At 59.0% G+C, this 20,373-nt stretch carries 21 protein-coding genes; 15 read left to right on the top strand and 6 right to left on the bottom strand.

The features are described 5' to 3' along the window. Positions 1 to 38: 38 nt before the first annotated feature. Together HFP57_RS07490 and HFP57_RS07485 are read right to left on the bottom strand one after the other, a co-directional pair. Entirely contained in the window at positions 39 to 2,771 is a 2,733-nt protein-coding gene (locus tag HFP57_RS07490) for a winged helix-turn-helix domain-containing protein (RefSeq protein ID WP_176869198.1), read from the bottom strand. 59 nt (positions 2,772 to 2,830) lie between these two features. Then, on the bottom strand, positions 2,831 to 4,960 hold the full coding sequence (locus HFP57_RS07485; protein ID WP_176869197.1) for a TonB-dependent receptor: 2,130 nt from the start codon (positions 4,958 to 4,960) through the stop codon (positions 2,831 to 2,833). A 351-nt stretch (positions 4,961 to 5,311) separates the two neighbouring features. On the opposite strand from HFP57_RS07485, the gene HFP57_RS07480 reads away from it, so the two are divergent. The 5 genes from HFP57_RS07480 to HFP57_RS07460 all read left to right on the top strand — a co-directional run bounded on the left by HFP57_RS07480 (position 5,312) and on the right by HFP57_RS07460 (position 7,939). After that, positions 5,312 to 5,854 (top strand): cysteine hydrolase family protein, encoded by a 543-nt coding sequence (locus HFP57_RS07480; protein ID WP_176869196.1) that lies wholly within the window; start codon positions 5,312 to 5,314, stop codon positions 5,852 to 5,854. A gap of 139 nt (positions 5,855 to 5,993) precedes the next feature. Beyond that, a complete protein-coding gene (locus HFP57_RS07475) occupies positions 5,994 to 6,524 on the top strand; it encodes a response regulator transcription factor (protein WP_246263473.1) in 531 nt (176 codons plus the stop codon). 52 nt (positions 6,525 to 6,576) lie between these two features. Next, positions 6,577 to 6,957, top strand: coding sequence for a hypothetical protein (locus HFP57_RS07470; RefSeq protein WP_176869195.1), 381 nt, complete (start codon positions 6,577 to 6,579; stop codon positions 6,955 to 6,957). Positions 6,958 to 6,984: 27 nt separating this feature from the next. Next, positions 6,985 to 7,416 (top strand): hypothetical protein, encoded by a 432-nt coding sequence (locus tag HFP57_RS07465; protein WP_176869194.1) that lies wholly within the window; start codon positions 6,985 to 6,987, stop codon positions 7,414 to 7,416. Continuing rightward, positions 7,397 to 7,939, top strand: a complete 543-nt coding sequence (locus HFP57_RS07460; RefSeq protein WP_176869193.1) for a helix-turn-helix domain-containing protein — start codon at positions 7,397 to 7,399, stop codon at positions 7,937 to 7,939. The genes HFP57_RS07465 and HFP57_RS07460 overlap by 20 nt, the downstream gene beginning before the upstream one ends. Positions 7,940 to 8,038: 99 nt before the next feature. Here HFP57_RS07460 and HFP57_RS07455 read toward each other — a convergent pair whose 3' ends face one another. Beyond that, positions 8,039 to 8,449: an alpha/beta fold hydrolase gene (locus HFP57_RS07455; protein WP_176869192.1), complete on the bottom strand. Its 411-nt coding sequence runs from the start codon at positions 8,447 to 8,449 to the stop codon at positions 8,039 to 8,041. A gap of 623 nt (positions 8,450 to 9,072) precedes the next feature. Between HFP57_RS07455 and HFP57_RS07450 the strand changes: the two genes are divergently transcribed. The 10 genes from HFP57_RS07450 to HFP57_RS07405 all read left to right on the top strand — a co-directional run bounded on the left by HFP57_RS07450 (position 9,073) and on the right by HFP57_RS07405 (position 18,254). Continuing rightward, a complete protein-coding gene (locus tag HFP57_RS07450) occupies positions 9,073 to 9,402 on the top strand; it encodes a DUF736 domain-containing protein (protein ID WP_176869191.1) in 330 nt (109 codons plus the stop codon). A 182-nt stretch (positions 9,403 to 9,584) separates the two neighbouring features. After that, positions 9,585 to 10,406, top strand: a complete 822-nt coding sequence (locus HFP57_RS07445) for a transcriptional regulator domain-containing protein (RefSeq protein ID WP_176869190.1) — start codon at positions 9,585 to 9,587, stop codon at positions 10,404 to 10,406. A gap of 138 nt (positions 10,407 to 10,544) precedes the next feature. Beyond that, positions 10,545 to 10,721 carry a helix-turn-helix transcriptional regulator gene (locus tag HFP57_RS07440; RefSeq protein WP_246263471.1) on the top strand — a complete coding sequence of 59 codons (177 nt, stop codon included), beginning with the start codon at positions 10,545 to 10,547 and terminating at the stop codon, positions 10,719 to 10,721. Beyond that, positions 10,718 to 11,182 (top strand): DUF2840 domain-containing protein, encoded by a 465-nt coding sequence (locus tag HFP57_RS07435; RefSeq protein WP_176869188.1) that lies wholly within the window; start codon positions 10,718 to 10,720, stop codon positions 11,180 to 11,182. Before HFP57_RS07440 ends, HFP57_RS07435 begins: the two co-directional genes overlap by 4 nt. Beyond that, positions 11,179 to 11,682 carry a S26 family signal peptidase gene (locus HFP57_RS07430; protein ID WP_176869187.1) on the top strand — a complete coding sequence of 168 codons (504 nt, stop codon included), beginning with the start codon at positions 11,179 to 11,181 and terminating at the stop codon, positions 11,680 to 11,682. The genes HFP57_RS07435 and HFP57_RS07430 overlap by 4 nt, the downstream gene beginning before the upstream one ends. 201 nt (positions 11,683 to 11,883) lie before the next feature. Next, complete coding sequence (locus HFP57_RS07425) at positions 11,884 to 13,836, top strand: DUF3363 domain-containing protein (RefSeq protein ID WP_176869186.1); 1,953 nt, start codon at positions 11,884 to 11,886, stop codon at positions 13,834 to 13,836. Between the two features lie 189 nt (positions 13,837 to 14,025). After that, positions 14,026 to 14,346, top strand: a complete 321-nt coding sequence (locus HFP57_RS07420) for a helix-turn-helix domain-containing protein (protein ID WP_218135085.1) — start codon at positions 14,026 to 14,028, stop codon at positions 14,344 to 14,346. A 28-nt stretch (positions 14,347 to 14,374) separates the two neighbouring features. After that, positions 14,375 to 15,613, top strand: a complete 1,239-nt coding sequence (locus tag HFP57_RS07415; protein ID WP_218135084.1) for a type II toxin-antitoxin system HipA family toxin — start codon at positions 14,375 to 14,377, stop codon at positions 15,611 to 15,613. Positions 15,614 to 15,776: 163 nt separating this feature from the next. Continuing rightward, positions 15,777 to 17,795, top strand: coding sequence for a conjugal transfer protein TraG (locus HFP57_RS07410; protein ID WP_176869184.1), 2,019 nt, complete (start codon positions 15,777 to 15,779; stop codon positions 17,793 to 17,795). A 3-nt stretch (positions 17,796 to 17,798) separates the two neighbouring features. Next, positions 17,799 to 18,254 (top strand): ribbon-helix-helix protein, CopG family, encoded by a 456-nt coding sequence (locus HFP57_RS07405; RefSeq protein WP_176869183.1) that lies wholly within the window; start codon positions 17,799 to 17,801, stop codon positions 18,252 to 18,254. Positions 18,255 to 18,668: 414 nt separating this feature from the next. On the opposite strand, the gene HFP57_RS07400 is transcribed toward HFP57_RS07405, so the two are convergent. Genes HFP57_RS07400 through HFP57_RS07390 form a run of 3 tightly spaced genes read right to left on the bottom strand, consistent with a single transcriptional unit; the run spans position 18,669 to position 20,373 of the window. Then, entirely contained in the window at positions 18,669 to 19,070 is a 402-nt protein-coding gene (locus HFP57_RS07400; RefSeq protein ID WP_176869182.1) for a nuclear transport factor 2 family protein, read from the bottom strand. Next, a complete protein-coding gene (locus HFP57_RS07395) occupies positions 19,067 to 19,948 on the bottom strand; it encodes an alpha/beta fold hydrolase (protein ID WP_176869181.1) in 882 nt (293 codons plus the stop codon). The genes HFP57_RS07400 and HFP57_RS07395 overlap by 4 nt, the downstream gene beginning before the upstream one ends. After that, positions 19,945 to 20,373: an AtaL-like protein gene (locus HFP57_RS07390; RefSeq protein ID WP_176869180.1), complete on the bottom strand. Its 429-nt coding sequence runs from the start codon at positions 20,371 to 20,373 to the stop codon at positions 19,945 to 19,947. Before HFP57_RS07390 ends, HFP57_RS07395 begins: the two co-directional genes overlap by 4 nt.

Here is a 20,373-nt window from a genome sequence, read left to right as displayed (position 1 = left end):
GCGCGGCAAGAGGCGAACAAGGCCGCCGCTTTACCATTTCAGCCGTCTTGCTCCGCCGCCGCTCTGGCAAGCGCTTGCCGCTTTTCGATAACTGGGATCACGAGATGCCGGTTTCTAACGCCGGCTTTCTTGAAGATATTTTTGAGGTGGAAAGCGACCGCGCTGTCGCTGATCTCGAGCCGGTCGGCAATCCGCTTCGTCGGCAGATCATCTCGCAACCCGTCGATCACATCAAGTTCGCGGACACTGAATGGATCGGGATCGAGGGCCGGACCATAACGATAGTCGCTGGCCCGCGCCATGAGTTCAGCAATCCAGTCAAGCTGTCCGGCGGCAAGTTCCCCTATGCCGGTTTGTCGAACGAAACTCTCGATCAGGTCGAGCGCAAGCCCGCCTTCCTCCAGGATGATGCTTGGCATCGTTTCCTTGCGCGTCCATTCGAGCAGACGCCGGACCAGCGGCGCGGCATCGTCCATCCGTCCGAGTTCCATTAAAGCGGCAGCTTTTAAGAGCATCACTTTCAATTCGAGCCAGCCATGGCCTTGCGCTTGCGCATCGGATCCAAGCGCCTCGAGATCTGGTATTACGCCTTCATAGTGCTCCTCAGCGAGCGCAAGCCGGGCCAGCGCAAGCCGGTGCTTGTGGGTCTCGCGCCAGCTCAATTCTCCCGCGGCTTTCTTGTCCTTCAAACCGATACCATATTCCGCGCACAAATGCTGCGCTTCGTCTATCTTGCCAGCGACGGAAGCCAGATAAATGCGGCGCATCCTGGCCCAGTGTTCAAGTCTAGCATAACCCCGATCCTCGGCGGTCGTTTCAGCCCGGTCGAGCACGGCCATCGCGGCCGCATAACCCTCGGTGGCAAAGGCAAGGGCGGAGGCGCTTCGGTAACCGCCGACAAGCACTTCGAGCCAGCTGTCGCCCAAAGAGGCCTGTTCGACGCTTTCGGCCAAACCGGATTGAGCGGCATCGAGTTCGCCTCGTTCATAATGGGCTTCGCTCTTGAAGAGGGTGATGAGAGTCGCGAGTTCGGCGTCGCCAAGATATCTGTGGAACAGGTCCTCGCCACGCTTGTAGCAGCTGAACGCTTTTTCAAGATGTCCTGCGACAAGTGCAAACATCCCGCGGTGAAGATGCATGAAAACCGCTCCGTATCGAGAACCCGATTCCAGATAAAGCTCAAGCGCGACTTGCGCGGAGTCTTCCGCTTTTTTGGTTTCGCCGAGGCGGTGATAGAAAAGCGTCAACGCGTTATGAAGCGCTCCCAACATCAACGTCTCATTGGGATTTTTTCTGATAAACTGTTCGAGATCCGCCACGAGCGTGAGATCGACAGGACCGTCCAGATAGACTTTGCGAACGGCGTTGGACAGCTTCATATCACGCGCGAGCCGCGTCAGCTCCGTATCATCGTCACCAATCTCTTCGTCCAGCGCGTCAAGCATCGCGCTGCCCTTTTCCATCTCGCCGCTTTTGATCAACTCGATCGCTTTCAAGGCGCGGAGCCGTGGATAGTCTTCGATGAACGTTCCGGGAAGGCGCTTGAAGAGGCCGGTATGTGCGGAAAAATTGTCAATCAGCCAGAAACTCCCTGAGTCTGCGCTTTGGATAAGTGCCACGACCCGTTCAAGATCGTTCACTGCCAGCGCGTGTTGCAGCGCATCTATCGTCTGTCCGTGGCTCTCGTACCAGATAGAGGCGCGCTCATGCAGCCGCTCGACGGCCGATCTCCCGATATGCCGCAGCTGACCTTGGAGAAATTCGGCAAACAGATCGTGGTAGCGATACCATGTCCGTTCAGCCGACGTCGGGACCAGAAAAGCGCCGAGTTCGTCGAGGCTGTCGAGTATCGACCAGCCATCCGTTCGTTCGCAGACAAAATCGGCGATATCGCCATTGATCAGCCTTAGGATCGACGTGCGGAGGAGAAAGTCGACTTTCTCCTTCGGCAGGCGTTTCAGTACCTTTTCAGCGAGATAGTCGGCAACCTCATTATTCTGTCCGGAAAACTCGTTCAGGAGGATATCGATATCTTGGCCCTGTGCGAGGTTCAGATTGATCATCTGGAGCGCGGCGGGCCATCCTTCGGTCTTGTGCGCAAGCATCGTGAGCGTGTCCTCATCAAGCGCATCTTCGAAGAATCGCAACGTTTCCTCGTCCGTAAAACTCAGGTCGAGAATATCGATCTCGGTGAGCTGCCCCTCGATGCGCAATGTCTGAACCGCAATGGCCGGCGTACTTCGTGAGGCGATCACGAAATGAACATTTGGCCCGGTGTTGCGCAAAAGCTCGTCAAGCGGGGTATCGACACGGTCGGAGCGTATCAGATGATAATCGTCGAGAAAGACGATGATGTCTCCCTCGTGGCTCGCCAGCATATCAGCGAAACTCTGGGACAGTTTGGAGATATTACCGGAAAGCGGCCCTTGGGTGTCCGGGGGCGTCACGTTGAGCCCCGCTCGTCCGGCGGCTTCGGCAAGGCCGGTTATAAATGTGTCGGGTTCGCTATGTTGCGCGCTGAGACCGAGCCAGATCCGCACTGCGTCGTCTTGTTCAAGCCGGTTCCACCACTGCACGAGCAAAGAGGTTTTGCCATAACCGCCGGGCGCGCGCAGCAAGGTCAGTTTTTGCGAACGCGCTTTCTCCATAAGGTCAAGAAGGCGGTTTCGCTCGATGAGGGGAACAAGAATGTGCGGCGGCATATAGCGCGCCGAAGCATGCGGCGCGTGCCGGGCATTATTTTCAGTCGTAGCGCGCTTGTCTGGTTTCATGGGGCGACTACCAAGCTGGTTATTTGGCTGAACACTATGCCGACTATCACGATCTCAGGCTAGAAACGCAGCCTCGCCTCGACACCGTAGCGTGCCGGCTGAGCCGGAAAACCGATATCGATCTGCGTACCGGTAAATTCGCGCGGATTGAAGTCGGTATAATAGCGTTCGTTCGTAACGTTGCGTCCCCAAGCATAGACGCCCCAGTTTTCACTTTCGATCCCGGCACGCAGATTGACGAGATTTAGCGGCGACTGGATGTCGGCATTGTCAATCTGCCAATATTTGCGGCCGCGATGCTCATAATCCGCCCGGCCGACAAAGTTGAGACCCGCGCCGATCGGCCGGGTCACCGATATCCCCGCATTGGCCGTCCACCGCGTCGTTTTGGGCGTGCGGTTGCCGACCGTATCGGGGAAAGCCTGGTTTTCGACGATCTCGCTGTTCGTTGTTCCGAGCGCGCCGAACAGACGAAGACCATCGGAAACCTCCATATCGGCGGCGAGCTCGATGCCGTAGATTTCCACTTCGTCGATATTGGAAATGACCTGGGCGGCGCCGGCAGCCGCATCGACAAAGAAATATTGAAAGTCGTCGACGAAAGAGTAGTAAATGGCGCCATTCAGTCGGAGCCCGATGTCGCGCCAATAGGAATTGAAACCCGCTTCGAGCGTCTGGACCGTTTCCGCTTCGAAACGCGGTATGCCAGGTGCATTGAAGCCGCCCGACCGGAACCCTTCGCCATAGCTGACATAGAGAAGGCGATCATCGGCCAAGTCATAGCTCAGCGTCAGTTTCGGCTGCAGGTCGGAGAATGTCGCGCGCCGGTTGCCGCCCAGCGTGACATCCTGCTGCCGTCGCCGATCCTCGTCATAGCGCAGGGCCGCCGAAATCGTGAAGCGGTCGGTCACGTCGAAATCCGCTTGTCCGAAGATCGACCAGGCCCGATTGTCGTTGGTCTCGTTGAGATCGATAAAAAGCAGTGCCGGATTGTCGACTTGGCCGAGTGTGCCGTCGAGATCGACGAACCCGCGCGTACGTAGCGCCCTGTCTGTCTCGAGGTAGAAGCCGCCGAGGATCCAGCGGAACGGCTGATCGTCGGGCGATGTCAGACGGATTTCCTGGCTCAAAAGCTCGATGCTCAGATCCTGGGCTTGGCCCGCAGGTCCGAGGAAGCCGAGAAAGCCGCCCGGATTGTTGATCGAATTGGTGAAATCGAGGTCGCCGCGATAGGCTTCGGTGATATCGGTATAGCCGGTGATCGCAGTCAGCGTCGCGAAACCGAGCACGGCCTCGATCTTACCTGTCAGTTCGGTGATATCGCCGAACGTCCGACCCAAAAGGTTTGAGCTGGGCCTCTCGAAATCATTCGGATCGCCACTGAACACGACCGAATCGTAGATCGAACCGGCATCGAAATCATTATAAGCCGCGCGCAGGTCGATGGTGACCGCTTCCGCCGGAGTCAGCAGCAGCCGGCCCCGGAGGTTATAGTCATGATCGACGAAATCGACATTCTGACCAAGAAAATCATTCTCGATGCGGCCGTCATCCTGCCTGTAGAAAGCTGCCAGACGGAACAGCGCCACGTCCTCGACGACCGGCCCGCTGATGCTGCCCCAGGTCTCGAACGCATCGCCGTTGCCGAAGCGACCGGTGAGGCTGCCCTCGAAATCATTGCTCGGTTGTCGCGTGACGATATTGATCGCCCCGCCCGTTGCGTTGCGGCCGTAAAGCGCGCCTTGCGGGCCGCGCAGCACTTCGATGCGCTCGATATCGAACAGGTTGGATTTGAGCTGCTTCTGGCTGTTCTGCGGCACACCGTCGACGACGATGCCGAGCGGGCTGTCGGCATTGTTGATCTGCGCGATGCCTCGCACGACCACGAAACTATTCAAATAGGTGAAGCTGTCGTCGAACGTGACGTTCGGGACGAGATTGACATAGTCTTCGGTGGTGGTGATTCCCGCCGCCTCGATCTCCTCGCTGTCGAAGACCGTGATCTGAATCGGAACGTCGGAAAGCAGTTCCTCGCGCTGGCGGGCGGTGACGACGATCTCGGGTGACGATTGGGCCGTGGTCGCCGCAATTTGCGCGTGCCCGCCAGGTGCGAAGCCGGCGGTCAGGAGCGGAAGCAGAGCGGCTTTTCTGCTTAGGGCCGGGCGTCGCTTTGCGGCAGGATGTTTCATCTGACCCTCCGGTGGCCGCCATTTCCGGCGGTTCTGCACTGTGCGCACAATGTGATTACAGCATGAAGCATCCAATATGTGTAGTAAAGCAGTTAAAATCATATAGTTTGAATTTGATTTTTGATGGATATCATATCATTTATAAGTAGGTTAGGGAGTTGTATCCATCGCTGTACCAACCATTTCATTCTGTCCCTCGCGTCCGGCATCCGGTCGTCAGATAGCGCCGTTTGTCTGCCTTGCGATCATGACTGCGCCAGGCCAGTCGATCATGTTCAAAGACACCGAGAGTATCGCGGATATGCCCGGGCGCGCCACTCATTCGGTTGCGGTCTTTCCATACGTGGCGCAATGAAGCGCGAATTCGTGGCACGTTCCGTCATGCTCCATCCCGATGAATGCTGTCTTGTCTTCGTCGACATGATTCCGCCGATTGAGCACGGGATAGGAATGGCGGGGCAGGGTACGGATCATCGCGATATCCTGCGTGCCGCGGCAGAATTTTCAGTGCCCGTTTTCGCGACATATCTTTCCGACGAGCGCGAAAGGCTGGGTGGCGACGATCTTATTCCCGCGGAAAACCGGATGCCTCGTTCCGCTATCAATCCGTGGAAGGATGAGAAAATCCGCGACCGGATTTTCGCACTTGAACGGTATCGGCTTATTCTCGCGGGCGGTTGTGCGGAAGGCTCGTTGAGCCAGACAGCGTTGAGCGCACTTCAAGACATGTATGATGTGCATCTCTTGTTCGATCTGTCGGATGAAGAATTGCGCTTCACTGCCTCGCCGATCGCTCAGCGTCTCATTCAAACGGGCGTCGTTCCAATGACCGCGCGCCAATTGCTGCTCGAATGGACCGATGCGGTGGGGACGGAAGATGAGACTTGCGGCTAGAATGGCGTTTGTCCGGGCAACGAACCTGTTTGGCGAAACGTAAAAAAGGGGCGAACCGGCAATGGCAACGGATATCAATTTTGTGAATTCGTTGATCCGAAACGGTATTTGAGAAGGAGAATGACCTCCAGCTCGGACGTTGGCGTATCGTATCTTTCCATATTCCGAAATCCGCGACTATGCTATGATCCCGTCGACCGATATTGTGGCGGCGTTGAGAGGACGCATGTCTATCGATCCAGCGACTCTGCTAACCGAGAGCCAGAAAACCTGTTTGCGGCAGGTCGCCCGAGGTATGTCGTCCAAGGAAATCGCTCGCGAGAACGGTCTGTCACCCCACACTGTGGACACCTATATCAAACAGGCGATGGCCGCTTTAGGCGTGTCCAACCGGCGCGAGGCAGCCCGAATGCTAACACGCGCTGCACCATCCCAAAAATTGGGATCACTATCGCAAGCGGTTGCCGAGCCGGAATATTCCTCCAACCTTGCAGCTCCGCCACGCCCGAGATCGATGCGTCTGATCGATCTCCCTAGGGTCGGAGGAGAGATCAATGACCTAAGCTGGACAGACAGAAACTATTCAATCTTCAAAGTCGCAGCGTTCGGCGTCAGCGTGATTTTGGCGATCATATTGATCACAGCCGGTATCCTCTGGGTCTTTGAATAATCGAAAGCCGGCCAACATCATAGCACGCTGCTTTTGGCGTGAAGGAGGAATTATGTATAACTTCGACGCCGCTTCAATCCCGGTCCTGTCGGAAGACACGCGCCGCGCAATTGCCGCAGCTGACGATGCTCTCCTGACCAACACCCAAATGTTTGCGTCCATTTTGCAAACGGCGAAGACCGCTGATCTGCCGATCAACGTGACCCAGAATCTTTATAGCAATATGGTCGAGGGAGCAGTCAAATTTCTCGAAGGTCGCGAGCAGATTCAGCAATCGGTGCGGATCATGCAGGCGATCGCCAAACGCAGCCCGCACGGGCCGAAGATGGAAGGCTGTCCACTGGGATTTCCGTCGCGGCTTTCAGGCATGAAGTCGGACGAGGCCGTGGCCGCCAAATCAACTTTCGATCTCGATCCGTCTAGCGTTGACTGATGTCGATAGTCGTGTTTCCCCCGCGATATGGCGATTGCAATTCTGTTCTGGGCCATGATGCTCCTCTGCTGCGGCTATGGCGCCCTTTTTGGAGGCCGCGACGGTCTTCTGATCGCGATAATCTATATGGTCGCAGTCCTTCTGACCGTGGTCGGGCAGCTCATCCAGCAGTCCTGGGCCGGGGTAAACTGGCCTGTACTGCTCGTCGATTTTGGCCTGCTTTGCGGGCTTTATGCGGTTTCGATGCGCAGCAACCGGTATTGGCCGCTCTGGATTACCGGCTTTCATCTCATAACGATGACGACGCATCTGGCGGCGCTCGTGGCGCCGAGCTTCGCGGCTCGCGTTTATTTCGGCATGGCAACTTTATGGGCGATTCCCAAACTGTTGGTGATCGTCGTGGGCGTGACATTGGATCGGCGCGCCGGAATTTCCGATCATGAGTTCAACACCGCCTAGTCGTTCTTCCGCCGATTCCGGGAAGTTTGATGAAGTCCTGGATATCTCCGCCGGCATTGCTCGTCATACCGGCCAGCTCTGCGGTGCGATAAGCGACATTGACGATAATCCTGGCCTTCAGGAAATCGCTTCTTGCCAAACCGGACGTCGACGCAGCGCATCGCGAATCCGCCAGTGCGATGCGGGCGCAGTCAGAAGCTATCTACGCGCGCGGCGCAATCGCGAGGCGTATTTTCCCAATGGTCTGTTTGGAGATCCGGCCTGGGATCTGCTGCTCCATCTCTATGTCGCGCAAGCAGAAGAGCGGGACGTATCGGTTTCAGACGCCTGCATCGCCACTTGCGTTCCGCCGACCACTGGGCTGAGGTGGCTCACATTGCTTGAGCAGAAAGCCCTGATAACCCGTCGGCGAGATCATAGCGACGGTCGGCGCTTTTGGGTTACCATCACGGCGGAAGCGCGAAAGGGCATCAATATATGGCTGGATACGATGTGGCCCTTGACGAAACTCGAAAGCAACTGAGTCGGTAAAAAAGGCAAGGACAAGTCGCCTCAATGGACATATTGGTACCTCTTGTCGCATCACCGTCATGAGTAAAGCGCCGGTCGCACAGCACCACCCCTAACCCGGTAACGGATCATAAGACAAAGTGGCATTACGCTTGGAAAGGCTACTAGGGGCGACCCAACGCCGGTATCGTTGCATACGCAATTTGTTCGACTTCGCTTCACGATCAATACTGTATTCCCTCGACTCTTGTCGTGCGTTGCCAATTGTCGTTCCCGGACAGGCCGGGTTCGGCGGCAGAAACTCCCGCAGGCGCGCAAGATAGGCGTTCGCCTCCTCGATCCAGGGGCGGTGCCCGCTTTCCTCGAACATCGTCAGATGCGCACTGTTGGAGCCGAAGGCTTCGTGCAATTCCACGGCAATCTTCGGCGTTGCGATGCGATCGTATCGGCCGCCGATCACGAGCACGTCGACGCCTTGTGCGGTCAGCGCAGGGGCGTGGCTTCGGGGACTATAACCCGCCATCGACCTTGTTACCCGCCATCCACGGCGAACACTTCCTGCAGTCCGAAGACCACACCAGTGGCGCAGCCCGGATAGCAGAGAATTCCTATTCGGCGAGTGGCCGATATCGCCATTACCTTGCCGTATACGCCGCGGCCTTCGAGAGGAACAGTTTTTGCGCGCGCCGTGCACTGGCGATCCGTTCTAAAGCGTCCCCGAATATGTCCGGAGGTGTCCGTCACGCCGGCCGGCGGTCTCCTTCGCCATGGCAGAAGCACGGAAACCAGCGCTTAAACCGCATATCGAGATCGCGTACTATGTCGGCACCATTGTCCGTGCCGCGGCCAATGCGCTGTTCAGGGAGCCATCGGACGCCTCCTATTTCGCAGTCAGTCCGGGACCATTTCCTGCTTCTGCCTGTGGACCTATGGCGAACGCCGGTCGTCCGAAATCGCGCGGCGCCGATTTCTTCCCCGCCGCTTCGCGGCTCCTCGCGACCGGGCTGGCACCCTTCAAGAAATCGGCGCCGCGCAGTGCTTCACTCACGTTACGCCCCTTCGGGTTCAGCCGCCCGGCGTCCGCCATGGCCGGTCCCGCGTCAGCAGGGAATGGTCCCCGCGACAGACAACGAAGGAGACTGAAAGATGGCACAAGCACTTGGATATGTGACGCAGACGGACAATGGCGGCTTCGAAGGAACGCTCGCAACGATGAGCCTCAAGAAGCGCATCCGCATCCTGCCCAACACGGCAAAGGAGACCGATGCCCAGCCCGACTTCCGGGTCTATACCGAAGACCGGGTCGAGATCGGCGGCGGTTGGAACCGGATCGGTCGGAACAGCGGCAACCCCTATGTGTCGCTGACCTTCGCCGCCCCCGAGTTCGGGCCGAGCAAAGTCTACGCCAATCTCGGCCGCGCCGCCGGCCAGGAAGCCGAGGGCGTCATGGCGATCCTCTGGAACCCGGTGGGCTAAGCCTCCGGCCTCAGCGCCCCCGCGCTGCATCGCGGTGCGGGGGCGTTTTCCCATCTCTTAACGCCTTGGAAAGGTCGATTGTCAGAAAGTGCGGGTGGCTCGCGCAGGGGCCGAATGCTGCTGCCGAAAAGGTGCGTGCAATCATCGTCGTCGTCCCGATGCGCCGCCGGAAGCGAGGCATCATGCCCGTCAAACGAATGGGTTTCGACGCATCGGCGTTCGATCCGCGCCGCTACGACTATCTTGCGCGCCTCTCCAAGCCGTCGCTCGCCTGGGAATGTGTCCGACGCAATACCCGGCTGCATCGCGACGCTCTCCACTGCCGGGCCGGTGCGCCGCGACCGTTCCGCACCTCGGCGGGTATCACGCTATACCGGTTACGGCGCAGCTTCGCTGCCGCTGAAGCATGGGGGCTGCACTGGATTGCCGATCCGGCGCTAAGCGCGCGGCAAACGATCCCCTTGTGGCGGGCCGAAATGCTGTCCGGATCCTGCCGGCTCGGCGTTTCCGCCGCGCCCATCCTGCACGGCCAGCCGCTGACCGCACGCGCCATTCGCGCCGCCAAACATCTGGTTGTTCCGGCGTTCGGCGTGCCCGAACTCATCGTCGAGAGCGCCGGTCATGACGGACATTTTCTCCTTGAAGGCCTTCCACCGCTCCTCACGAGCGAGTTTTATCTCGATATCGAACTCGGCGCCTTTCTCCAGTTCAAGCGTCAGATCGAAAGCGCGAGCGCGCTGCATGCGATGGTGGCGGCGAGTGCGTTCTCACCGTGGCGAGAACGCGCTTTTGGCCCGCAACGGCTGCGCCGCGCGCTCATCGCCTATGACATCCGGCGCGAATTTGGCGGCTCGCATTGGGACGTTGCGCGTATTCTTTACGGTTCCGATGAGGTCGAGTGGGCGCGTCGGCGTGGCACTACCGCGCCACGCGATCGCGCGCGCCGCGCCTTAAAGATGGGCGAGCGTTTCGTTCAACGCGAGTGGAGCCGCCTACTTGCCTGAGGGTGTCGATTGCAAGCGTCTGCGTTCGACTCTCCCGCATGCCTTCAATTTCCATCAACTTCGCCACCGATACGCCAACTGCTGGTGATGGAGCGCAAAATGGATGAACCAATTCTTGGTACTGAGCAAAGCCCGTATGTGAGTGTAGTCGAAGCGGCTGCTTATCTACGGCTCAAACGTCGCACGCTCGACAATATGCGCTGGGCGGGGGGCGGCCCGCGCTATCGCAAGCATGGCGGACGCGTTTTCTATCACCGCGACGAGCTCGAAGCCTGGTCCAAGCGCCGCGAATTCCGCTCGACGAGCGAACGATGAACGCGCTCACTCTCGTCGAAATCACCTTCTATCCGGAAGTCATCAACGATTGGCTGCGCTTCGGCGATCCCGAGGCCGAACGTATCATCGACCGCCGCCGGTCGCTCGCCGCTTTCGCGCCGGGCAGCGTCTTCGCCTATGTTCGCTGGCACGCCAACGACTACGGCACCGCCGATTGGCGGCTCTATGTTCTGCGCGCGGGCGGCTCCGACGATATGCTTGATCGGGTGCCAGGCGTGCGCCCTGGCGCGGAGATTTTGTGCGGCCTATCAGGCAAAGCGAAGGTCAAGCGCGCTCTTGATCTAATCGACGATCTGGAGGCGCGCGGCTTCAACCCGGCCGCCATTTCGCCGGCCTGGTGGCGGGTCACGGGTAACCGGATTTCGGTCGGCCTGCCGGTGCGACCCTATGGCGAGTACCAGCATGATGCGCTCGCAAAAATCGCGCGGGTGTGGTCATGAAGCCCACCCATATCCGGCTCGCCATGGCGACGGTTGGGCTGGCGGCGATCGCTTTCGCGACGCTCGCCGAGCTGACGCCCCGCATCGTCTGGAACGGCTCGGCGAGCATGGCGCGCGGTCTCTATCGGATTGATTCCGGCCCTGTTCAAACCGGCGATCTCGTCCTGACGCGGATGCCCGAATGGGCCGACAATCTGGCCTGGGAACGCGGTTATTATCCGCCCGACATTCCACTTTTGAAGCGCATTGTGGCGGCAGACGGCGATAGAATTTGCAGTTTCGGGCCGCAGATATTCGTCAATGATGAGCCTGTCGCGACCGCCCAAATTGCCGACTCTTTGGGCCACGAAATGCCCTCGTGGAGCGGTTGCCGCGTGCTCGATGCGGACAAGATTCTGCTCATTAACGCGCATTCGGGATCGTTCGATGGACGCTATTTCGGAGCGACCGATCGCAGCCTCGTGATGGGCCGTGCGGTGCCGCTCTGGACTTATCGGTGAGCGGCATTTGGATCGCCGGCGGAGAGATAGCGTGAAGCAGCGGGAGGAGGAGAGACAGAAGGGCCGGAGGGCAAGATTGAAGCAGTGGTGCAAAGCACCCCTGAAAGCGGGTCTGCACATCGGGTATTTCCTGCACCTAGACGGTCTTTTTACCGTGCAGGGTTTTGGCAGTTTGCGTAGGAATCATGCAGGCTTGCATAGGTGCAGGGTGTGAGCAGTGACGATGACTTTACCATCCGCCCTGGCCGCATCCGTTCGCGCGGCGATGCTGTCGGCAAGCGCTATCTGAACCGCGTTCGGGCCGCCGTTCGCAAGACCACCAAGAGCATCGGCGGTGGACGCAAGGGGACGGGATTTTCGGGCACGCGGATTGGACGCGGGGCCGGCGTCGGTCATGTCTCCGCCGCGCGTAATCCGTTCTCGGGCAATCGCGGACGCCGCGTGATCGTCAAAGTGAACATTGCTCGCGCCAAGACCGGTGGTGTCGGCGCGCTGCGCGCGCATGTCACCTACATCCAGCGCGACGGCGTCGAACGCGACGGATCGCAAGGGGCGCTTTATGATCGCGCGGACGACGAGGTGGACGGCAAGGCATTTGTCGAGCGCAGTGGAGGCGACCGTCATCAGTTCCGTTTGATCGTCTCGCCCGAAGATGCCGACGAGCTTGGCGACCTTAAAGCCTATACGCGCGAATTGATGACCCGCGCCGAGTGTGATTTGGGCACAAAACTCGATTGGGTGGCGGCCGATCATTTCGATACCGACAATCCGCACACCCATATCGTCATTCGCGGAGCCGAACCATCGGGCAAGGATCTGGTGATCGCCAAGGATTATATCACGCACGGATTTCGGCGGCGCGGGTCGGAGATCGCGACCGAGGAGCTCGGACCATGTCCCGACAAGGATATAGCGCTAATGCGGCGGCGCGAGGTGGACAAAGAACGGTTCGCATCGCTCGACCGTGAGCTGACCGAACTCGCCGACGATGGCGTCGTCACCATTGTCGAAGGCCGAGGCTCGTTCAGCCGTTTCCGCCGTGCGCTGTTTATCGGCCGTTTGCAGAAACTCGAACGGCTCGGTCTGGCGCGCGGTGAGGCAGCACACAGCTGGCGGCTGTCGGAACAGTTGGAGCCGGCGTTGCGGCGGCTAGGGACGCGCGGCGACATCATCCGCACAATGGCGCGGGCGATCGGAAATTCGCGACATGATTTTGCCATTTTCGACCCCGCCGATGCGGCGCAGAAACCGGTCATTGGCCGCGTGGCTGCAAGCGGCGGCAGCGACGAGCTTAGAAACGCCCGTTATCTGATCGTCGACGGAGTGGACGGCCGAACCTGGCATATCGATATCGGCGTGCGCGAGCCGGGAACGCTGCCGGCCGATGGTGCGATCGTCGAGATCGGTGCCCGTCGCTCTGAACCCAAGCCGGCAGACCGGACTATCTCCAAGATCGCAACGAAACATAAAGGTGTCTATTCCGATGCGCTCCATGCCTCGCATGATCCCACCGCGACGGCAGGTTTTCGCCTTGCGCACAAGCGGCGGCTGGAAGCGCTGCGGCGCGCGGGAATCGTCTCGCGCCAATCCGATGGTACATGGCATGTTCCGGATGACTATCTAACGCGCGCCACCGCCTATGAAGCACGGCGAAAGCAATGCTCACAGATGAGGGTATTGTCCTGGATGCCGCTGGAGCAGCTTGCCGAGCGCGAGGCGGCGACCTGGCTTGATACCGACGCGACAAATTTGAAAACGGTGTCGCGCGGGTTTGGCAAGGAGCTGGATAAAGCGTGCAAGCACCGGCGCGCTTGGCTAATCCGACGTGGGTTGGTTTCGGCCAACGAGCCGACCGATCGTAAAGCGCTGTCGCGTTTGCGCGATACCGAAGTCCGGGAGCGTGGACGCAAGCTTGAACAGACGCTTGCCAAGCGGTTCACAGCCGCCTCATCCGGCGAACCTATCGAGGGTATCTTTACGCGATCTGTGAATCTCGCCGCCGGTCGCTACGCCGTCATCGAGCGATCGAAGGAATTTACGCTGGTGCCCTGGCGCGATGTGCTGGAGTGGCAGCGCGGGAAGTCCGTTGCCGGGATTATGCGGACAAACGCAGTGACCTGGAAATTCGGCCGAAAGCGGGGACGGTCCTTATAGGCGCGGCCATGGATAGACCTCATTTTGGCGGCTACACACTAGAATATGCTCTCAAGAGCATGGAAAGGGTTATAATGTGCGCTAAAGGGCATTTCAATTGACATGCGTGCAGTCATACGATATGCGCTCAAAAGCAGATAAACGATTGTAAGAAGCTTTGAAGAGCAGATGACTGCAAGAAATCTCCTATTGAGCGCGCCGCCATACGAAGTCGAGCAATCGATTGTCCGCCTGGGAAAGAATCTGCGCACGGCAAGGCTGCGCCGCAATCTCACCATCGAACAGGTGGCGGAGAAAATCGGCACCGGCCCGCGCGCCGTCATGGACGCGGAAAAGGGCAAGCTCGGCACGGGCATTGCCACCTATACGGCGCTTCTCTGGACCTATGGACTGCTGGAATCGTTCAGCGCACTCGCCGATCCCGCGAGCGATCGCGAGGGCCTGACGCTCGAAAGACTCAGCGGTCGCGAACGTGCTCGAACCAGCCAGGAATTGGACAATGACTTCTAAGGCCGGAGCCAGCGAATGTTTCGTCTACATGATGCTGCCCGGCACGACGCAGTTCGTGACGGCCGGGCGTTTTGTGCTGGAAAATGATAGTGACGGCATTCCGGTCGGCCGCTTCGTCTACGGCAAAAGCTATCTTGACCGGCCCGACGCCGTGCCGATCGATCCGGTCGAACTCAAGCTCGCGAACACGACCTATCGGACGACAGCGCTAAAGGGCGTGTTTGGCGCGCTGCGCGATGCCGGCCCTGATTATTGGGGACGGCGCGTCATCGAGAAACATGCCGGCCTGCCGGAACTGAGCGAGATCGACTATCTCCTCTATGCGCCCGATGACCGAGCCGGCGCCCTCGGCTTCGGCCTTGGCCCTGAGCCTCCCGCGCCGAAGCGGCAATTCAACAAGACGCTGGTGCTGGAAAAGCTCCTGGCACTGGCCGATGCCATCATCGCCGATGAAGAGATGCCGGCCGGGTCCGAAGCGGAGCAGGTCGAGGACTTGATGTTGATCGGCACGTCGATGGGCGGCGCCCGGCCCAAGGCAGTCGTCGAAGACGAGGATGGCCTGTGGATCGCAAAGTTCAACCGGCCCGATGACAAGTGGAATTATGCGCGCGTCGAACATGCGATGCTCGAACTTGCCAGATCCTGCGGCATTGACAGCGCGCAAAGCAAACTGGTCGCCGCCAGCGACCGCGATGTCCTGTTGGTCAAGCGATTTGACCGTGAACAGATCGGGGACGGCTATTTGCGCGCCCGGATGATTAGCGGACTGACAATTCTGCGCACGGAAGATACGCATCAGAACCGTGACCGCTGGTCCTATGTTCTGCTGGCCGAGGAACTGCGCCGCATCAGTGCGAATCCCAAGGAAGACGCCGCCGAACTGTTTCGTCGGATGGTCTTCAATGCACTGATCTCAAATATTGACGATCATCCGCGCAACCATGCAGCGATCGCCAAGGACGCCGACTGGAGGCTCTCGCCCGCCTACGACCTGACGCCCTCCACGCCAATCAGTGCCGAGCGGCGTGATCTGGCCATGTCCGGCGGTGATCTGGGACGCTATGCCCATGCGGAGAATATGCTCTCGCAATGCGCGCGCTTCCATCTTGACCGCGATGCAGCGGGCGCGATTGTCCAGGCAATGGAAGAACGGATTGTCGCTACATGGTATGAAACGGCCCGACGGCATGGCGTGACGGACCCTGACTGCGAGGCCATCAGTTCGGCCTTTGTCTATCCCGGATTCCGACTCGAATTACCTGATTGACGGGGCTGGCATATCGGACGGATGCCAGCTTTCTTCGCGCCAGCTACGAGCAGTTCATGCCTTTTCCCGCCTTTCCGGATTGAGCTGGCTCGTCCCTTTGACCGATCCTTGATGTTGTCGGCGGGTGAGTGCTCCCCTGACCAGAAAGGAGAGCTGAGACGCGGTGACGCCAACCAAGATCTTGATCGGCCAAGCCGCGCTCGTGTTCGCTGTTATCATCATTAGCCTATGGGGCGCGACGCAATGGGCCGCTCATCAGCTTGGATATCAGCCGCAGCTCGGTGCTTCCTGGTTCTCGCTCGCCGGCATTCCGATTTACCGTCCCTGGCAATTGTTTCTCTGGTGGTATTCCTATGAGGCCTATGCGCCGCATGTGTTCAATCGCGCCGGGATGATGGCGGCGGCGGGCGGGATGCTCGGCACCCTCACCGCGATCATTGGCTCGGTCTGGCGCGCTCGCCAGGCCAAGTTCGTCACCACCTATGGTTCGGCGCGCTGGGCGGAACCCAAGGACGTTCGCATGGCCGAACTCACTCAGCCTGGCGGCGTCTTCCTCGGTCGCTGGAAAGGTGAGTATCTGCGCCATGGCGGCCCTGAGCATGTCATGGCCTTCGCGCCGACGCGTAGCGGCAAGGGGGTCGGGCTAGTGATTCCGACCCTACTGAGCTGGCCGCACTCTGCTGTGATTCACGACATCAAGGGTGAGAACTGGCAACTCACCGCCGGGTGGCGCTCACGCTTCTCGCACTGTCTGTTGTTCGATCCAACCGATCCGCGCTCAGCGCGCTACAATCCGCTGCTCGAAGTCCGCAAGGGATCTCACGAAGTTCGTGACGTCCAGAATATCGCCGACATCCTTGTCGATCCCGAAGGCTCGCTCGAACGGCGGACCCATTGGGAAAAGACCGGCCATGCGCTGCTGGTCGGCGTGATCCTGCATATCCTCTATGCCGAGCAGAAGAAGACGTTGGCGCGCGTCGCGTCGTTCCTTTCCGATCCGTCGCGTTCGTTCGAGCGCAGTCTGCGGTTGATGATGACGACCAATCATGTCGGCACCGAAGAGACGCCGCAGGTACATCCGGTCGTCGCGCAAGCGGCGCGCGAGCTTTTGAACAAATCCGAAAACGAACGTTCGGGCGTCCTCTCCACCGCGATGAGCTTTGTCGGCCTCTATCGTGATCCGACCGTCGCGCGGGTGTCGAGTGCGTGCGACTGGCGCATTGCCGACCTGGTCGATGCCGAGCGGCCGGTGTCGCTCTATTTGGTCGTGCCGCCGTCGGACATCTCGCGGACCAAGCCGCTGGTGCGGCTCGTGCTCAATCAAATCGGGCGACGCTTGACCGAAGAATTGCAGAACGCCGAGAACCCGAACCGGCGTCAATTGCTGCTGATGCTCGACGAGTTTCCGGCACTGGGGCGGCTGGACTTTTTCGAGAGCGCGCTCGCCTTCATGGCGGGTTATGGCGTGCGCGCCTTTCTGATCGCCCAGTCCTTGAACCAGATCGAAAAGGCCTATGGCCCGAATAATGCGATCTTGGACAACTGCCATGTCCGGATTGCCTTTGCCACGAATGACGAACGGACCGCAAAACGGATTTCCGATGCGCTTGGGACCGCGACCGAACTGCGCGCCCAGCGCAACTACGCCGGCCACCGGCTCGCACCCTGGCTTGCCCATGTCATGGTTTCGCGGCAGGAGACGGCGCGCCCGCTGTTGACACCCGGCGAGGTTATGCAGCTCCCGGTGGACGATGAGCTGGTCATGGTCGCCGGCGTCCCGCCGATCTGTGCGAAAAAACTGCGCTATTTCGAAGACACGAATTTCACGAAAAGGCGGATCGATGCGCCAACGCTTTCCATTGACACTGCTTACGCCGATCGGCCGCAGGTCCGTCCCGATGATTGGAGCGGTATGACCGCTAGGACAGCGCCGGAACTCGCTCGCGCATGGTCCGATCTGGTCAGCGGTGATGCAGACGAAGGCGGCCTGGAACGGCACCCAGCGATTGAGATACCGGAACAAAGCCAAGAAGGTACTGAGCGACGACCCGAGCGCGTGCTTGATGATGAGTTCGATCCCGCCGATGCCATGCGAATGAAAGATTTGACGCGGACGGCGGATACGGTTCGCCGCGCCCATGCGATGGATCAGGCAGATGATGATTTGCTTCCGGGCTTGTGACGCATGGCCAAGCCGCGCATCAACGTCCACATCACCCGCGAGGTCTGGAAGCGGTTGGACGAGATGGCGAAGCGGCCGGGCGTCTCGAAAGCAGCGATCGTCGATGCGGCGCTGGCAGCGTTTCTATCGCCTGAGGCCGATGACCGTCGTGACGCGGCCATTATCCGGCGGCTCGACCGGATTGATCGCCGTATTGACCGGGCGGATCGGGACATCACGGTGACCGCTGAGACCTTGGCGCTTTTCGCCCGCTATTTTCTGACTGTCACCCCGCCACTGCCCGAGCAGGATCGGCAGGCGGCCCAAGCGCTTGGCCGAGAGCGTTTCGGCTATTTTATCGAGCAGTTGGCGAAACGATTGGCGTCTGGAAAAAGCCTCTCGGCGGAAGTGCTCGATGATACCGTCCCAGAAGCAAGTCAATTTGCGGATACAATGGACTTCACTACCATCGGCAAATGACGGTAATTGGGCCGAAGGCTGACTGTCCGCTCTTGGCGGTTCAGAGATCGAAAGCAGACCTTCAGCAAGCGACCCAAAACGCGAATATCAAATCGATCCGCGATTCTGCCTACCTTCGCTCGCTCCTAAGGCTCGCTTGGCCGCGCATTATCTGGCAAGCGGCGCACGAAGGCAATCATGGACGGTTAGTTCAGAAGGTCTTCATTCATTTGAACTGCATCGACACCGAGAAAATCACCGCGTGGTTCGTTTAAATATCCGCGTGTTTTCCGGATGAGGCCTAGGCCGTTGATTTGGAGGCACGACCTTATGCGGACTGCATAGGACTTCGGCTTGGTTTGAACAATGCTAGAGTAGACTACCAGGTTTTGCGGATGACTGTTGGGGAAGTCTTTTCTCCCTTCTGAAAGGCCATCATCTAAACGCTTCTTCCGCCAGTTTTGGATCCGCTTCGTAAATCGTCACAGCGGTAATCATCCCATCTGTGACATCGTAACGCACGGCGCGACGGAAGTTAATCGTATGGCCGCCGCGTGTAACCTGTTCCGTGGCCAACAGGATCACACGATCATTGCTCGCGCAAAAATCGGTTTGCTCGGTCATGGTGTAGCTGCCTTCGGTCGTCTCAAGCATGCGAGCGAAGTTGGCGAAGAATTCGTCAGGCCCATTGTGCACACCCGCTATCGGGCCATCACCGGGTATTTCCAGACGAACGTGTTCGTCCAGCAATCGGGCCGCTTCAGGGATTGCGCCGGAATAGGCTTTCTCAAGGAAAGACTTCACAGTTTCGATGTTGGCGTCTGATCGCTGGGTCATTTCGGCTTCTTTTCTATTTTGCGATGGTGCGCGGCCATAGCAATGCTCTCGCGGATGATTCTTGCGGCTGCTTCCGGACGCTCCTCGGGGATCCAGTGCCCGCATGTTTCGATCACACCCCCTTCGACCTGTCTCGCCACCAAGCGAGCGGCCTTTACGACATATTCGCCCATAACGGCCTCGCTCCCATAGGCTTGGACTGGGAGGTCGAGCTTCATGTTAGAGAAGCTGGCGAACTGTTCCGACAGCTTCGGTATTGCCTGATAGTGCATCAGGCTTGCGCGCAGCGCTCCGGAGGCGGCGTAGCTCCTCACATAGGCCGCACGATCGTCAGCTGGAATTGCGCGCGCATCGAAGGCAAAGTCGCTGAAGAAGTGATCGAGATAAAGCGGGAGGTTCGAGCCGATCAGTGCCGCCGCAAGATCAACCTCGCTATGGAAGCGCAAGTGCCAGAACAGGTCCGGCAAATGCGGAACATCCTCGCTCGTCACGCCCCAGAGCGGTGTTTCGAACAGGGTGAGCGACGCTGCCCGGTCTTGGTGAAGATGCGCAAATGCGTACGCTGACCCACCGCCTATATCGTGTGCGACAATGTGTGCTCGGTCTACATCGCAATAGTCTAGGACCGCCAGTACATCGTCCGCGAGCGTAGCTGCATCATATCCGTCATAGGCTTTGAGGCTCTCGCCGCAGCCGCGCAGGTCCGGCATGATCAGCCGCATCTCGTCTGAGAGCAGGTTTGCCAAAGGAAGCCATTCGCGATGGGTTTGGGGCCAGCCATGAAGCAAGAGCACCGTTTCCGGCCCCGAGCCAATTTCAACCGCGAAGAGATTGCCGCCCTGCACTGGAATGCGCATGGCCACTCCTAGCTCGGTCATGCCTGCTCGGCCAATTCCTTGGTGTGCAGTACGGCACCTTTGATCGCTTCGCTCATATTGGGCGCCGGTGGCTCGTTAGCCGGATCTTTTGCGGTCCAGTGAAGGGTGTAGTCGAGTTCGACAACCCCGTTTTCTTCAAAGATAACATTCGCCACATAGCCGGTGTAGATGGGATCATCCTTGAGCTTGAAGATGACCGTCTTGGTCGCTTCGTCGGCAGTGATCAATTCACTCACGACTTTCTCCGTATCGCCTTGGCGGACGACCATCTTGCGCTCGATCGACGTAGGACCGAATTCCTGCACCACCTCCACTGAGACGACGCCAGGAACGAACTTGTCCGGATGCCGGATCTTGTCGATCAACATGTCCCAGAGCTTTGCAGATGTGCAATCGATGCGGGTCTTGAATGCTGTCAGAGGCAT

This window comes from Parasphingopyxis algicola, from assembly GCF_013378075.1.
Lineage (GTDB): Bacteria > Pseudomonadota > Alphaproteobacteria > Sphingomonadales > Sphingomonadaceae > Parasphingopyxis > Parasphingopyxis algicola.
Note: the sequence above shows the minus strand (reverse complement) of the source record. Positions and strands in the feature narration are given on the sequence as shown.

Coding starts and splice junctions, on each gene's coding strand:
- HFP57_RS07470 (WP_176869195.1), top strand. CDS start 6,577: ATGTATAACTTCGACGCCGCTTCAATCCCGGTCCTGTCGGAAGACACG.
- HFP57_RS07455 (WP_176869192.1), bottom strand. CDS start 8,449: ATGGCGGGTTATAGTCCCCGAAGCCACGCCCCTGCGCTGACCGCACAA.
- HFP57_RS07405 (WP_176869183.1), top strand. CDS start 17,799: ATGGCCAAGCCGCGCATCAACGTCCACATCACCCGCGAGGTCTGGAAG.
- HFP57_RS07490 (WP_176869198.1), bottom strand. CDS start 2,771: ATGAAACCAGACAAGCGCGCTACGACTGAAAATAATGCCCGGCACGCG.
- HFP57_RS07390 (WP_176869180.1), bottom strand. CDS start 20,373: ATGCCTCTGACAGCATTCAAGACCCGCATCGATTGCACATCTGCAAAG.
- HFP57_RS07430 (WP_176869187.1), top strand. CDS start 11,179: ATGAAGCCCACCCATATCCGGCTCGCCATGGCGACGGTTGGGCTGGCG.
- HFP57_RS07400 (WP_176869182.1), bottom strand. CDS start 19,070: ATGACCCAGCGATCAGACGCCAACATCGAAACTGTGAAGTCTTTCCTT.
- HFP57_RS07480 (WP_176869196.1), top strand. CDS start 5,312: ATGAAGCGCGAATTCGTGGCACGTTCCGTCATGCTCCATCCCGATGAA.
- HFP57_RS07435 (WP_176869188.1), top strand. CDS start 10,718: ATGAACGCGCTCACTCTCGTCGAAATCACCTTCTATCCGGAAGTCATC.
- HFP57_RS07395 (WP_176869181.1), bottom strand. CDS start 19,948: ATGACCGAGCTAGGAGTGGCCATGCGCATTCCAGTGCAGGGCGGCAAT.
- HFP57_RS07445 (WP_176869190.1), top strand. CDS start 9,585: ATGCCCGTCAAACGAATGGGTTTCGACGCATCGGCGTTCGATCCGCGC.
- HFP57_RS07465 (WP_176869194.1), top strand. CDS start 6,985: ATGGCGATTGCAATTCTGTTCTGGGCCATGATGCTCCTCTGCTGCGGC.
- HFP57_RS07485 (WP_176869197.1), bottom strand. CDS start 4,960: ATGAAACATCCTGCCGCAAAGCGACGCCCGGCCCTAAGCAGAAAAGCC.
- HFP57_RS07450 (WP_176869191.1), top strand. CDS start 9,073: ATGGCACAAGCACTTGGATATGTGACGCAGACGGACAATGGCGGCTTC.
- HFP57_RS07415 (WP_218135084.1), top strand. CDS start 14,375: ATGATGCTGCCCGGCACGACGCAGTTCGTGACGGCCGGGCGTTTTGTG.
- HFP57_RS07460 (WP_176869193.1), top strand. CDS start 7,397: ATGAGTTCAACACCGCCTAGTCGTTCTTCCGCCGATTCCGGGAAGTTT.